Source organism: Vibrio thalassae, from assembly GCF_900089835.1.
GTDB lineage: Bacteria > Pseudomonadota > Gammaproteobacteria > Enterobacterales > Vibrionaceae > Vibrio > Vibrio thalassae.
This window is the reverse complement of record NZ_OANU01000002.1, coordinates 210,071-225,089: the sequence shown is the minus strand read 5'-3', so window position 1 is coordinate 225,089 and position 15,019 is coordinate 210,071. Positions and strand designations below refer to the sequence as shown.

11 protein-coding genes are annotated in these 15,019 nt (G+C 44.4%); 7 read left to right on the top strand and 4 right to left on the bottom strand.

Features of this window, described 5'->3' with window-relative positions:
* The first annotated feature begins 48 nt into the window (after nt 1-48).
* Complete coding sequence (gene brnQ / locus VTH8203_RS01015) at nt 49-1,359, top strand: branched-chain amino acid transport system II carrier protein (RefSeq protein WP_096991957.1); 1,311 nt, start codon at nt 49-51, stop codon at nt 1,357-1,359.
* 88 nt (nt 1,360-1,447) lie between these two features.
* Here brnQ and fldB read toward each other — a convergent pair whose 3' ends face one another.
* Nucleotides 1,448-1,966: a flavodoxin FldB gene (gene fldB, locus VTH8203_RS01010; RefSeq protein WP_096991956.1), complete on the bottom strand. Its 519-nt coding sequence runs from the start codon at nt 1,964-1,966 to the stop codon at nt 1,448-1,450.
* A gap of 150 nt (nt 1,967-2,116) precedes the next feature.
* On the opposite strand from fldB, the gene xerD reads away from it, so the two are divergent.
* The 6 genes from xerD (at nt 2,117) to VTH8203_RS00980 (ending at nt 9,929) form a co-directional block, all read left to right on the top strand.
* On the top strand, nt 2,117-3,031 hold the full coding sequence (gene xerD / locus VTH8203_RS01005; protein ID WP_370739184.1) for a site-specific tyrosine recombinase XerD: 915 nt from the start codon (nt 2,117-2,119) through the stop codon (nt 3,029-3,031).
* A 30-nt stretch (nt 3,032-3,061) separates the two neighbouring features.
* Nucleotides 3,062-3,847, top strand: a complete 786-nt coding sequence (dsbC, locus tag VTH8203_RS01000; protein ID WP_096991954.1) for a bifunctional protein-disulfide isomerase/oxidoreductase DsbC — start codon at nt 3,062-3,064, stop codon at nt 3,845-3,847.
* Between the two features lie 42 nt (nt 3,848-3,889).
* Nucleotides 3,890-5,629 carry a single-stranded-DNA-specific exonuclease RecJ gene (gene recJ / locus VTH8203_RS00995; protein ID WP_096991953.1) on the top strand — a complete coding sequence of 580 codons (1,740 nt, stop codon included), beginning with the start codon at nt 3,890-3,892 and terminating at the stop codon, nt 5,627-5,629.
* A gap of 104 nt (nt 5,630-5,733) precedes the next feature.
* Nucleotides 5,734-6,832 (top strand): peptide chain release factor 2 gene (prfB, locus tag VTH8203_RS00990; RefSeq protein ID WP_096991952.1). Its coding sequence is split into 2 segments (ribosomal slippage): nt 5,734-5,808 and nt 5,810-6,832, totalling 1,098 coding nucleotides; the frame shifts between segments, so codons are not numbered across the junction.
* Between the two features lie 34 nt (nt 6,833-6,866).
* Nucleotides 6,867-8,384 carry a lysine--tRNA ligase gene (gene lysS, locus VTH8203_RS00985; RefSeq protein WP_096991951.1) on the top strand — a complete coding sequence of 506 codons (1,518 nt, stop codon included), beginning with the start codon at nt 6,867-6,869 and terminating at the stop codon, nt 8,382-8,384.
* A 216-nt stretch (nt 8,385-8,600) separates the two neighbouring features.
* The gene (locus tag VTH8203_RS00980; protein ID WP_096991950.1) at nt 8,601-9,929 is read left to right on the top strand and encodes a sigma-54-dependent transcriptional regulator; all 1,329 of its coding nucleotides are present in this window, start codon (nt 8,601-8,603) and stop codon (nt 9,927-9,929) included.
* Between the two features lie 95 nt (nt 9,930-10,024).
* Here the strand turns inward: VTH8203_RS00980 and VTH8203_RS00975 are convergent, their stop codons facing one another.
* The 3 genes from VTH8203_RS00975 to VTH8203_RS00965 are packed head-to-tail and all read right to left on the bottom strand — an operon-like array spanning nt 10,025 to nt 14,980.
* Nucleotides 10,025-10,630, bottom strand: a complete 606-nt coding sequence (locus tag VTH8203_RS00975; protein ID WP_096991949.1) for a fructose PTS transporter subunit IIA — start codon at nt 10,628-10,630, stop codon at nt 10,025-10,027.
* 9 nt (nt 10,631-10,639) lie between these two features.
* Entirely contained in the window at nt 10,640-12,334 is a 1,695-nt protein-coding gene (locus VTH8203_RS00970) for a sugar phosphorylase (protein WP_096991948.1), read from the bottom strand.
* Nucleotides 12,335-12,349: 15 nt separating this feature from the next.
* Complete coding sequence (locus VTH8203_RS00965) at nt 12,350-14,980, bottom strand: glycoside hydrolase family 38 N-terminal domain-containing protein (protein WP_096991947.1); 2,631 nt, start codon at nt 14,978-14,980, stop codon at nt 12,350-12,352.
* Between the last annotated feature and the right edge of the window lie 39 nt (nt 14,981-15,019).

Sequence of the window (15,019 nt, the reverse complement as noted above, 5' to 3'; positions counted from 1 at the left end):
AGCAAAGACTCTTTCGGTCAACACAACATAACAAGTAAGGGCATATCTGTGAAACAGACGTTGAAAACAACAGATATTATAGCAGTCGGCTTCATGCTGTTTGCATTTTTCCTTGGCGCAGGAAACATCATCTTCCCACCATTGGCTGGCCAATTAGCGGGCGATCACTTATTACCAGCGATGACTGGTTTTCTTCTCACTGCAGTAGGTCTTCCTCTTATTACCATTATTGCTGTTGCGGTGGCTGGAGGTTCTTGGGAGCATCTGACTAAGGATCTGCCAAAACGAGCTGCTACCCTGATTGCAGTACTTATCTTTATCATCATTGGTCCTGCGTTCGCGGCTCCGCGTACTGGTTTGGTTGCGTATGAAATGGCGGTTCGTCCATTTTTTGCAGATGCAGCTCAAATGCACTTGACCGTTTTCTCGATTTTGTTCTTTGTTATTGCGATGGCGTTTGCATGGTCTCAAGGCAAACTGATTGATGTGATCGGTAAGATTTTGACACCAGTACTATTTATCGGTCTCATTATTCTAGCGGGTGCGGTATTTATTGATCCTCAAGGAGAGTTGATTGCACCGGTTGGTGATTATCTTACTCAACCGCTGACCAAAGGTTTCCTTGAAGGTTATAACACCATGGACACGTTTGGTTCTCTGATGTTTGGTATGCTTATTGTTGATGCATTACGCAGTAAGGGCATTACGGAACGTGCTGCGACGACCAAGTACCTGATCAGCTCTGCATTGATTGCAGCAGCAGGTCTTGCGTTTGTTTACATCTCACTATTTTATTTGGGCGCTACGAGTGCAACCGTTGCGACTAGCGCTGACAATGGCGGTGTGATTCTTAGCCACTATGTTCAAGCTTTGTTTGGTCCATATGGTCAAATCGTGTTATCAGTGATTGTACTGTTGGCGTGTTTGACAACTGCTATCGGTTTGATTTCAGCATGCTCTGATTATTTCAGCTCACTGACTTCTATCAGCTATCACAAGTGGGTCATCATTGTTGGTGTGGCTTGTGCTACAGTAGCGAACATTGGTTTGTCTCAATTGATCGCGCTCTCAGTGCCAGTTCTATTTGCACTTTACCCAGTAGCGATTGCGTTAGTGGCTTTGACGTTTGCTCGTAAGAAACTAGCGAACCCTAAATTAGCGTATCGTGTGGTAGTACTTGTTGCTCTTACTTTTGCGTTAATTGATGCGGCAAAAGTAGCGGGTCTGGATGTTTCTGTCTTTAACGTTCTGCCACTATTTAGTGTCGGTATGGGCTGGGCAATGCCAACATTTGCGGCGATTATTTGCATGTGCTTTATCGGCAAAAATGATGAAGAGTTGACGCAAAAGGCCGCCTAACAAATCTTGGTGAATACTTTGATGATAAAAATGGCGCTTCTTTGGAAGCGCCATTTTTTTTTGTGCATTGGTGTTGAGTGGGTAGGGCTTAAAGTAAGTGTTGATATTCTACCAAAATCTGTTCACACCACGTCGCGATACGTTCATCACTGAGTTCGTACTGAGAATCTTCATCCAGTGCTAAACCAACAAATTGACTGCCGTCTTTAGTCAATGCCTTTGAGGCATCGAATTCGTACCCTACATTCGGCCAGTAACCAATGAATGTTGCACCTGTCGCCTTGAGTTCATCGTGGAGCAGACCCATAGCATCAAGATACCACTCACCGTAACCTTCTTGATCACCAAGGCCGAACAAAGCAACGACTTTACCTTGTAGTGAAACATCGGAAACTTGGTCCCAAATTACGCCCCAATCTTCTTGAATCTCGCCAAAATCCCAAGTAGAGATGCCGAGAATCAATAAGTCATACTCGCTCATCTGAGAAATAGGCGTATCTTTGACGTTAAAAATATCGACGATATCTGGGCCTATGATTTCGCGAATCTTTTCTGATGCCATTTCGGTATAGCAGGTTGACGAACCGTAAAATAAACCTATTTTCATCATTCTTTCTTGCTGTCGTCCTATATTGTTCGAGATTCTACCCTTAATCTGGACATCTTTGCAGCGCTTATTCATCTTCAATGGGTTTTTTATGGCATTATCGTTTCTTCTCGCATACTCTGTTAAAAGTACTGTATAAACATCCAAGAGGTGGTGGTGAGCGACGTAAATATCCAAGATCAGGGCTTAGTGGAACAGTTTCTAGATTCCATGTGGATGGAAAGAGGTTTGTCAGAAAATACACTCTCTTCATATCGCAATGATCTATTTAAGTTATTGAAATGGATGAATGAACAGAACTACCGTTTGGACTTTATTAGTTTCTCGGGGTTGCAGGAGTATCAAACGTGGTTGATGGATGAAAACTACCAACAAAGTTCTCGTGCAAGAATGCTCTCTGCGATTCGCCGTCTGTTCCAATACCTTCATCGTGAAAAAATACGTTCGGATGATCCTACAGCATTGTTGGTCAGTCCGAAGTTGCCAAAACGATTACCTAAAGACTTAACAGAAGATCAAGTGACTGCATTACTCGAAGCCCCTGATCCTAATGACCCGATTGAACTGCGCGATAAAGCCATGTTGGAGCTGTTGTACGCAACGGGATTGCGTGTGACGGAGTTAGTGAGCCTGACGATGGAGAATATCAGTTTACGTCAAGGTGTAGTTCGAGTCGTTGGTAAGGGGAATAAAGAGCGTTTGGTCCCTATGGGTGAAAATGCCATTGACTGGATCGGTGAGTTCATCGACAAGGGTCGGCCTAGTTTACTGGGGGATAAAACCTCGGATGTGGTATTTCCGAGTAAACGTGCAAGGCAGATGACCAGACAGACCTTTTGGCATCGTATTAAGTTTTATGCTGTGTTGGCGGACATTGATACTGAATTACTGTCACCACACGTATTAAGACATGCTTTTGCGACACATTTACTGAACTATGGGGCCGACCTTCGTGTCGTACAGATGTTGTTGGGGCATAGTGACTTATCGACAACACAAATTTATACTCACGTAGCAACAGAGCGACTGAAAAATATTCATAGCCAGCATCATCCAAGGGCTTAACTTAACGTTTTTTATACAAAGGTGATTTTAATGAGCGTAATGCGCCGTTTGACTTTACTTACTCTTCCTTTTTTTGTTACTGCTTGCGGTGCGGAAGAAACACAATCAACTCCTCAGAAAGCGGAAACTGTCTCGGTAGCAGCCGTACAAGCCGATGAGGCCGCAATCAAGGCGAGGTTTGCCAAGATAGGAATCCAAGTTGATGACATCGTTGCCTCAGATATTAATGGGTTAGTTGAAGTACGCACCGAAGGTGGTGTTCTATTTGCTGCTCCAAGCGGTGATCATTTTATTGCTGGTACGCTCTATTCTTTGGATGATAACGGAAATTACAAAGACATCATTGCTGAGCGTCAGGCTCCGATTAATGCTGAAAAAATTGCTAAGTTCAGCGACAGCATGATCGAGTACAAAGCAAAAGATGAAAAGTATGTGGTGAACATTTTTACCGATATCACATGTGGTTATTGTGTTCGTCTTCATAGTCAAATGCAGGGTTATAACGACCTAGGTATTACGGTTCGTTATCTTGCTTACCCACGTCAAGGTGCTACGGGGCAGGTTGCCGAGCAAATGGCAAAAATTTGGTGTTCTGATGATCCTGCCGCCGCGATGCACGATGTCAAAGTCAATCGTCAAGAACCCAAGTCAGAAGGCGATTTAGCACAATGCAAAGAGACCATTGTCAAACACTACAATCTAGGTCGTGAGTTAGGTATTAGTGGTACCCCAGCTATTTTCTTACCAAACGGTGAGATGGTAGGAGGGTATTTACCACCTGCTGAGCTTCTTAAGCGCCTAGAGCAAATCAAATAATTATTAGGATAAGGGCTCGATATTACGAGCCCATTTTTGTTTATGATAGAAATCCAACGCCGTCCCGAAGTCGATATATCTGCTTTACCTGATTCCATTCCACCGCTATTAAGACGCCTGTATTTATCACGAGGTGTCACTGATGTTGCTCAGCTAGAGAAAACCGCGCGTGGCCTAATTTCTTATCAACAGCTTGCGGGCATTGACGCTGCTGTCGCCTTGTTATTCGAGGCAATCAAGCAGCAAAAGCGCATTATTGTTGTCGGAGATTTTGATGCTGATGGCGCGACGAGTTCAGCGCTGTCTGTTCTAGCTCTTCGGATGCTGGGCAGTCGAAACGTTGATTACCTTGTCCCCAATCGTTTTGAAGATGGTTACGGTTTAAGTCCGGAAGTCGTTGACCAAGCCATTGAAATTGGGGCTGAAGTGATCATGACCGTTGATAATGGCGTGTCCTCTATTTCGGGTGTCCAGTACGCGAAAGACAATGGCTTACAAGTTTTGGTGACTGACCATCACTTACCTGGGGCAGAGTTGCCCAATGTCGATGCTATGGTTAACCCCAACCTTAACGAATGCGGTTTTCCTTCGAAAGCATTAGCCGGTGTAGGGGTAGCCTTTTACTTAATGATGGCGCTGTGTGTGTTTATGCGCAAACAAGGTTGGTTTGCCGAGCAAGGCATGGCTGAACCCAAGCTCATGGAGCTGATTGATTTGGTCGCCCTTGGTACGGTAGCGGATGTGGTCCCTTTAGATGAAAACAATCGTATTTTGGTTCATCAAGGTTTGCAGCGCATTCGTGCCGGCAAGGCTCGCCCGGGGATACAAGCGTTAATTGAAATCGCCAAACGTGATGCACGCAAGTTGGTCGCATCAGATTTTGGTTTTGCGTTAGGGCCAAGAATTAATGCCGCAGGGCGACTTGATGATATGTCGTTTGGCGTTGAGTTGTTGATGTCCGATAACATCCATGCAGCGCGACGTATGGCGAGCGAATTGGATGGCTTAAACCAAACTCGTAAAGATATTGAAGAGGGCATGAAACAAGAGGCGCTGGCGTTTTGTGAACGCTTGCAGATCAGCGATAAATCTGAGCTTCCTTACGGTTTGGCTCTGTTTCAGCGAGATTGGCACCAAGGGGTGATAGGTATTCTGGCTTCGCGGATCAAGGATAAATTCCATCGACCAGTGATCGCCTTTGCTGATGGTGGTGAAGGCACTATCAAAGGCTCATGCCGCTCTATTCAAGGGCTGCATATGCGCGATGCCTTAGATCGAATCGATACACAAAATCCAGGACTTATTTTGAAGTTTGGTGGGCACGCGATGGCGGCTGGTCTGACTATCATGGAGAAAGACTACGAACGTTTTAGTAAGCTGTTCGATGCAGTGGTTCGTGCTGAGTTAGGGGATACCGCACTTAAAGGCATCATTTTGTCCGATGGCGAATTAACACCTGAAGAGTTTTCAATGCACACAGCGGAGCTGCTTCGCGCTGGTGGGCCGTGGGGGCAAGCTTTTCCTGATCCGCTATTTGATGGTGAATTTAAAGTATTGCATCAAAAACTGGTGGGCGAAAAGCACCTTAAGTTGATGGTTGAACCTATGCATAAAGGGTTTGGTAGCAATATTATGTTAGATGCGATCGCCTTCAACGTAGATTTACGCCGTTGGCCAGATGCCTCAGTGAAAACGGTTACGTTGGCATATAAATTGGACATTAACGAATTTCGCGGAAACCAATCGTTACAGTTGATGGTAGACCATATAGAACCTCGCTAGAGCTGGCTATTTTAGGTCAAGGAAGTTCGATATTTTTCTGTATCTTCGTCACATTTTTGAGTAGAATTCTTCGGTTAAATTCTACTCATAAATGCTGAGCAAATATGTTTGAAATCAATCCAATTAAAAACCGCCTACAGGATGTGACTGAGCGCACTAATATCCTGAGGGGGTATCTTTGACTATGACGCCAAGAAAGAGCGTCTAGAAGAAGTTAATGCAGAACTTGAACAACCGGATGTATGGAATGAACCAGAGCGTGCTCAAGCGCTAGGTAAAGAGCGTGCATCACTAGAAGCAGTGGTAGAGACTATCGACCAACTTGACCAAGGTGTTGAGGATGTTGACGGCCTATTAGAGCTTGCGGTTGAAGAAGAAGATCAAGAAACCTTCGACGAAATTGAGCCGGAACTTGCTGAACTGGAAACCAAGCTGGCTAAGCTTGAGTTCCGTCGTATGTTCTCTGGCGATCATGACGCATCAGATTGTTATATCGATTTACAGTCTGGCTCTGGTGGTACAGAAGCGCAGGACTGGACTAACATGATGCTACGCATGTATTTGCGTTGGGCTGAAGCAAAAGGCTTCAAGACCGAAGTGATCGAAGTGTCTGAAGGTGAAGTTGCTGGTCTTAAAGGCGCAACAGTGAAAGTCTCTGGTGAGTACGCTTACGGTTGGCTTCGTACTGAAACGGGTGTACACCGTTTAGTGCGTAAATCACCATTCGATTCTAGCGGTCGCCGTCATACTTCATTTGCTTCTGCATTTGTCTATCCTGAGATTGATGACAATATTCAAATCGATATTAACCCTGCCGATCTTCGCATTGACGTATATCGTGCGTCTGGTGCTGGTGGTCAGCACGTAAATACCACAGAGTCTGCGGTACGTATTACTCACGTGCCAACCAACATCGTGGTGCAATGTCAGAATGACCGTTCTCAGCACAAGAACAAAGACCAAGCGATGAAACAGCTTCGTGCCAAACTGTTCGAATTTGAGCTTCAAAAGCAAAACGCAGAGAAGCAAGCGAACGAAGATGCGAAATCTGACATCGGCTGGGGTAGCCAAATTCGTTCGTACGTTTTAGATGACTCGCGTATCAAAGACTTACGTACAGGTGTCGAAAATCGTAACACTCAAGCAGTACTTGATGGCGATCTAGACAAGTTTATCGAAGCTAGCCTTAAATCAGGCCTTTAAGCTTTTCACCAATTTAAAACGGGATACATCGAAAATGACTGATGATGTTCAAAATGAAAACCTACAAGAAGAAAACAAGCTGATTGCTGAGCGCCGCGCTAAATTGGAACAAATCCGAAAGAGCTGCAAGGCGAACGGACATCCGAACGATTTCCGTCGTGATGCGCTTGCTGGTGATCTGCAAAAAGAATTTGGTGAAAAGAGCAAGGAAGAGCTGGAAGCACTGAACCATGTCGTGTCAATTGCTGGCCGTATCATGGCAAAACGTGGCCCATTCCTTGTGATTCAAGAAACTTCTGGTCGTATCCAAGCATACGCAGCGAAAGATGTTCAGAAAGAACTTAAAGAAAAATACCAAGGTTTAGACATCGGTGATATTGTCGGTGTAAAAGGCGCGCTTCACAAATCAGGTAAAGGCGATCTTTATGTAAACATGGAAGAGTACGAGTTGCTAACGAAAGCACTGCGTCCACTTCCAGAGAAGTTCCACGGTCTAACTGACCAAGAGATGCGTTATCGTCAACGTTATGTTGACTTGATCGTCAACGAAGATTCTCGTCAAGCATTCATCGTGCGTTCTAAACTTGTGTCTGCGATTCGTAACTTCATGAGCTCAAAAGGCTACCTAGAAGTGGAAACACCAATGATGCACGTGATCCCTGGTGGCGCGACAGCTCGTCCATTTGTGACACACCACAATGCCTTGGATATCGACATGTACCTACGTGTTGCTCCAGAACTTTATCTGAAGCGCCTCGTTGTTGGTGGTTTTGATCGTGTATTCGAGATCAACCGTAACTTCCGTAACGAAGGTCTTTCTCCTCGTCACAACCCAGAATTCACAATGATGGAATTCTACCAAGCTTACGCAGACTACAAAGATTTGATGGATCTGACTGAAGAAATGCTAAGCACAGTTGCGATGGATGTTCTAGGTTCTACTTCAATGCCTTACGGTGATGAGACGGTAGAATTTGGTGGTAAATATGCTCGTATGAGCATGTTTGATGCGATCAAACACTACAACCCTGAGCATGAGCAAATTCAAGCGCTAACAGAAGAAGACCTAACTAATCGTGATCTTATGGTTTCTATCGCGAAATCAGTACACGTTGAAGTGGAAACGTTCTGGACATGTGGTCAGCTTCTAGAGGAAATCTTTGGTGAAACGGCAGAACCAAAACTGATTCAGCCAACTTTCATCACAGGCTACCCAGCGGATATCTCACCGCTAGCACGTCGTAGCGATGACAATCCATTCTTTACTGACCGTTTCGAGTTCTTTATCGGTGGTCGTGAAGTAGCTAATGGATTCTCTGAGCTTAACGATGCAGAAGACCAAGACGCTCGCTTTAAAGCACAAGTTGATGCAAAAGATGCAGGTGATGACGAAGCGATGTACTACGATGCAGACTACATCACTGCGTTAGAACACGGCTTACCGCCAACAGCGGGTCAAGGTATTGGTATTGATCGTTTAGCAATGCTATTTACCAATACTCACACAATTCGTGACGTGATTCTGTTCCCAGCAATGCGTCCACAGCAATAAGCTGACACCTTAACTTATTCGAGCAAAGCCTCTCTTCGGAGAGGCTTTTTTCATGCCAAATTTCCATAAATGTTGATACGAAAGTCATAAATCGTGCGCCAGTCTTATTTATGAGACAGTGGCGATTGCGTTAATTGCGATAGTTCTATTTGATAGAACAGATGAATTTAATAAAATTAATAATTTGAATCTAAAAGCAATAAAAGGAATGATGTAATGGGAACCGAGTTTCGGATGGATTCTATCCCCGGCTCTTTAGTTGTAGTGGGTGGGACCTATGAGCCATGGCTATCTGTATTGGAACAGGCAGGGTGGCGATGCACGCAATGTTCTGACTTGCGAAAAGCCGATGCCTTGTTTTCAGAGATAGGTCCTTGTATTGGGATTGTAGACTTAACAAGAGACGACTTTAGCCTGAATGGGATAGCGAAACTTGTCAGTACCCACAAGCAGGTTCGCTGGATAGCCTTTATTCGTGAATCTCAATTGAGTTCAGATACGATCTGCCAGTTTATTGTTAACTTCTGTATCGATTTTTTCACCACTCCGATTCCCGACTCGCGTTTGATGAGCACCATTGGTCACCAGTTAGGAATGCTAAAACTGGAACAAAAAGTATGGCCGCACAATGGCAACGACAACGACCTTGGTTTGGTAGGGCAATCACTACCAGTTAGACGATTGCGCGATCAGATAAAACGCATCGGCCCCACCGATGTCAGTATAATGATTCATGGCGAAGTTGGATCAGGCAAGGAGTCAGTAGCTAAAGCCATTCATCGCTGTTCTGCACGTTCTCAAAAACCCTTCATCGCCGTCAACTGCCGAGCATTTTCCGACGCGCGTTTTGAAAATGAATTCTTTGGCATGCATGATGCCGACCGAGCATCGCTTTTAGATCAAGCCTCGGGCGGAACCATTGTTCTGAATGACATTTTTACCTTACCTCCCAAACAGCAACTTAACCTGCTTAAGTTCTATCAAGATGGTCAAATAGAGACGGCTAAGGGCATCAAAGAATTTGATGTGCGTATTTTAGCAGCGGATACATCTGATATTGAAAAAGCACTAGGCGATGGCATGTTCAACGAAGATCTATTTCATTGCATAAATGTTCTTCGTATCAATGTACCAAGCCTTAAAGAGCGTGCGACGGACATTGGTTTGCTGGTCAGTCACCATATCGGTCAGTTTGCTAAAGAGTTTAATTCTCCAGTCAAATCTATCGATGATGATGCTCTGAAAACGCTGACGTATTACCATTGGCCTGGAAATGTGAAAGAGCTGATGAATCAGGTGAAACGTGCGGTGCTGATGACGGAAGAAGAAGTGCTGACTAAAAAGCATTTTGAGCTGCCCGGTACTTTCTCTGGCAAGCGCAGCTTGAAGAGTATTCGAGAACGTTCTGAGCGTGATGCGTTGATCTTAGTGCTAGATAGCCATAATGGACAAGTTACACTAGCTGCCAAAGAGTTGGGCATTTCTAGGGCGACGATGTATCGTTTACTTAATAAACATAACCTTATTACTGAAGAGACGGTTTAGGTTTATGTTAATTCAGCAAAAAAGGCGCAATAGCGCCTTTTTGGGTTCATGAAGTTGGTAACGAGCCAATCTGCGACTGAAGTATGAGTAAGTCGTTAGAGCATTAGAAACAACAGTACAGAAATTACCAAGCCAGCACCTAAGACTAGAGGGTAAGCTTTACCACTGATATCGCGTGCCATTTCAGGTTGTTCCATCGGCGGTACATCGTTTTCAGTCTCAGCTGGTTGTGACTCTAAATTCTCCTCGTCTGAGGAGAGCAGTGCCATAACTTGTTGCTGGCTTGTCGCATTTTGCAGTGCTTCGCGAAAGTCATCTTCTACTAAAGATGATGTCAACGTAGTCAACACTTCCATATGAGTAGACCCCGCTTCTGCAGGTGGAATTGCGAGTAAAAAGATCATAGTTACTGGCTCGTCGCCGTCTAGTCCTTTCCACTGCAGTTCGTTTTTCAACAGCGCACAAGCAAAAACAGGCTCAGTAACGGCAATAGACTTACCATGAGGAATAGCAAGGTACTCCCCTAAAGCGGTTGGGCCTTCTTCTTCTCGCAGCATAACCGCATCTAAAAACTGCTGTCGGTTTGTCAGTTTTCCTGCTTGGTCAATACGATCTGTGAGCGCATTAATTGCGCTAAAGCGGTCTTCAAAAACCGCATCCAACATGATCAAATTTTCTGAGGTCAGTTGTGATAAGTTCATCTGCGGCTCCTATGAGTTTGTTAACCAAACAAATTGATAAGGGTTAAGAGTAAGCTGGGCGTCGAAGATTGCTCCGGAAACGAGATCTTGACCGCCATTGTCTAGAGAGACATGTTGTGTGTTTTCAGAAAGATTAACGATAAAACGAATGGCGTCGTTACCTTCACCTCGTTGTAATCCAAATAACTGCGGTGCTAGCTCCAATACACTTTGTGTAGAGGTAGGCGAGAACGCTTTATGCTGCTTTCGGATATTCAGTAAGCGCACCATTTCTTTGTAGACTTTTTGACGTAGTGAACCCACCTCATCCAACTCCGCTTCTAAACTTTCGAGTTCGAATTTCTCTCGGTTAATGCGGCGATTGATACCAGAATCTATCATCCCTGGTAGGTCATTTTCACTCCCCAACAAACTGTGGTAGTAAATCGCTGGAACGCCAATAAATGACAGCAAAATAGCTTGTGCGGCTAGGAATTTCCTGGATTTGAGTTCAATGTTATCTTCCGGCTCAGTTATGGCACTTAGATAATTAATATTTAACTCATAAGGTGACTGTGTGCCATCACCATTGTGCTTATAATTGACTCTGCCGCCTTTGCGCTCAACATGCTCGCACATCATCTGTCGGTCCTCATTAGTGAGGATACCTTCTGTTGGGCGTACACCAATACCATCGTGACTCGCAAGGAAGTTGAAATAGGTGGTTTTGCGCCCGAGCTTAAGAGATGTGACGGCTTCTTCAGTTAATCCTTTCGCCCACCGTGTGAGAACTTGGCTATCTTGGCATAAGAAAGCATGCAGAGTTAACGGTGGCAGTGGGAATTGGTACACCATATGAGCCTCATCACCTTGACCGAAGTAAGAAATGTTTTCTTTATGTGGCACGTTGGTTTCGGTAATAAGAAGGCTACCCGGCATGACCTCATCTAGCACTATACGCCACAATTTGATGATGTTGTGTGCCTCTGGTAAGTGGATGCAACTAGTATTAAGGACTTTCCAGATAAAGCCGATTGCATCGAGGCGGATGGAGCGGCCACCATTAGCTGCGTACATTAATAAGATATCAATACTTTCTAACAACACTTTTGGTGACTGGAAATTAATATCAATTTGGTCGTCAGAAAATGTGGTCCACACATGAGTAGTGTCGCCGTTTGCTTTGGTAAAGGGTGTCAGCAGTGGCAAAGCTCGCGGGCGTGTAACGCTTGAGTAATCTAATTCAGGGTCACATTCTACAAAATAATCTTGATAAGCTTCATCGTCAGCAAGGAAGCGTTGGAACCAATCACTGCTCTTAGAAATATGATTAATGACGCAGTCGTACATGAGGTCAAAGTTTTCAGCCAATGCATTTAGATCTTGCCACTCTCCAAGATTCGGATCGACTTCACGATAATCCACTACGCTGAAACCATCGTCTGAGGTATATGGAAACATGGGTAAGATATGGATATTGCTGATAGCTCCGGCAAGATACTTATCCGCAAAACACTTCATGGTTTGTAACGTTGGTTGTCCTAGTTTCTTGAAGCTATCACCATACGTGATTAAATATGTGCTGTTTTGATCCACCCAATTGGAATATTGTGGTGCGCGCTCACGCCATTTCTCCACCAAATTAAGGATGTCGTTGGTCATTGATTCTGCTTTATCTTCGCCGTATAAAGCCGAGACCTTGGTATAGATTCGTTGTTTGATCATGTAATTGTTCCTAGCCTACAACTTAAATTTGAAACTGACACGTAAGTCGATGGTGTTATTTGGTTTAACTTGCCATTGTTGTTCAACTAAATGCTCACGATGGTTAACGCGCTCTACCGTGGCAAAGTGTTTAAAGGCGTTGGTATCAAGCTGTATCGTCTGCTCAGTCGGGTTGTAGAGGCGCACGATAATGGCATTACTTTCATAGAACGAGTGACCTACGCTGGATAATTGCAGTGCTTGGTTAAGTTCGAATAGACTAAAATGTTGAGCAATTTCATGATTCTCAAAGCGAACTTGGAAACGCTCAAGACGGTTTTCGAAGCTATTGAGAATCTGTTTCTGATAACTGAATGGTGAGTCTAGAAACTCTTGCTCCATTTTACGTACGGTCTGATGACTAGACTCTTCGGTTAATGCGATAGCAAAGCTGAAGGTCATAGCTTTCTGTAGTTGAGCATCCGGAGTGTAAACCACGGTGTTGTTGATACCGGAAGCTCGGCCAGGACGCCACAAGAGATCATCTTTACCAAGTCGGCCAGTTGACTTAAAAAGAGTTAATGCAATGGCGCTTGAGTGTTGTTGTGGTAAAACTTGAAACTCTTTAATGCCGCGGCCGTTAATGATCATGGCTTGACCTGCATTTTCAATGGCGACAGCACCGTCAGTGGTTTCAATATCAATAGGACATTCGCGGAACTGCTCTTGCCAGCCTTCAGTAGAGGGTGCAATAGGTCGTTTCATTAACGCAAACGGCTGAGTGCTTAGCGACTCTTCGGCGACTACATCTGAGTTGATGACTACTCGCACTCGGTGGTCAGAAACTTGATTCTCGGTTTCAATATCTACGCGAAGCTGCTGTTCATCACGAAGCAGAGTGAGAGTGATATCAAAGGTTGCTAATACGGAGTTGTTGCCAGATACACGAGCTTCTAGATCTTTTGGTAAAGCTAGCTGAGCCCTTAAAGCCATGCGCTGTTGTAACTCGCCTTGGTTTACTTCTAGCATGCGTAGTTTGGTACAAGTTATTGGCGTATCGCCTGCAAGTGGCGAAAAGTCGTAGGAATCACCATCATCGGCTTGCTCTTCAAAGCTCAGTAATTGTGTGATTATACGACCTGTACGTTTGTCTTCTAGAGTTAGCTGATCCTCAACGAAACTTAATTTTATAGCTTGGTTTTCAATGAAAAACGCATCGCTGGCGGTATTATTTTTCTCACTAGCTATTGCGTTAGTCACTTGAAGAACTTGATATCCTAAAGCAGGAAGGTCTTTAACAACTACATTCAGCTCAAATCGATAGTAAGGCGGGACTTCTACCTCGCGTTCACCATCTTTAGTGACTTCTATAACCTTGCCACCATCTAGAGTCTCGCGACTAAGAACTTCAGTTTCTAAAGTATTCTCACCATCTTTGAGGGTAATATGTTCAGACTTTGAGAAAGCAACCACTCGCGCTATGCCGTTATAGGTGGTTGGGCGAGAATTGAAAATCATTACTTCATTGTCTTGGCAAGCTTGGCTTGCGAGTTCTTTCACCACTAGGTTGTATAAACCGTGACAAATTTCTTGAGCTTGTTTTAAGCGGTGCATGATATCGGCATTAGTGGCATCGCTGTTGCAGCCCCCCATGCTGTCATGAGCATGACATTCAAGGATTTTTTTCCAGGCGATGTCCACAAGCTCAGTATGTACTTTGATTCCTTGTGCTTTCGCTATAGCAATCACTACTTCAAGCTTTTTCACTAAAAATTGCTCAATTTCGAAGTTCAGTTTTTTGATGTCGTAACGCACTGAACCGATAGTTTTATGAATACGGGTATAGCGTGGTGCTTTAAACTCTCCAAGGTACGTCTCAAACTGTTCGTTATTGTGGCGCAGATATTCAACGAAGTTCTCCATAGAAGAGATGGTGTAAATATCCTTACTAGGCGAGCGCTCTGTCGCAGCAGCTAACGTCGCCGGAAGATTTGGGTCAATGTTGACTTGATCACCCCCTGATGGAATAAGCACTTCATCTAGCCCGGATAGCGCTTTGATTTTCTCCACCATAGGGAAGATTTTTTTGTCTAAATGGTCTGGGTCTGGAACAATGTTCTTGGCCGCTCCATAGCCGTGGACCAAGTTATAAGCGTAGATAGTGTCATCGCCTGGTGATTGCCAGTGGAAATGGGATTTTTTGACTTGTTGGTCGTAATCTATACCTCGCCAGAACACGATGTTATCAATACCCAGACCTTTAAATAGCGTAGGCATTTGAGCATTGTGACCAAAAGTATCAGGTAAGTAACCAACGGTCATGCTATGGCCCATTTCTTCCGCTATGTGTATACCGTACTTTAGGTTACGGATGATGGACTCTGCACCAACATTGTAAGTGTCCGTTTGAGTGTACCAAGGCCCAACAAATAACTTACGTTCACGGATTAGCTTACCCATACGTTCACGCATATGAGGGAGTACTTTAAGGTAGTCTTCGACAATGGAAGATTGGCCATCTAAGTGATAGCAGCTATAGCTAGATTGGTTTTCTAGTGTCTCTATCACTTTAGTAAAGTTGTAGGTGGCAAGCACGTCACTGTCTTGCTGAGTAAAATACCACTCACGATCCCAGTGAGTGTGCGGAATGACATGTACTTTCGCCATGGGAAAATCTCTTTAACTGGTCTATCTAACTGCGATTAA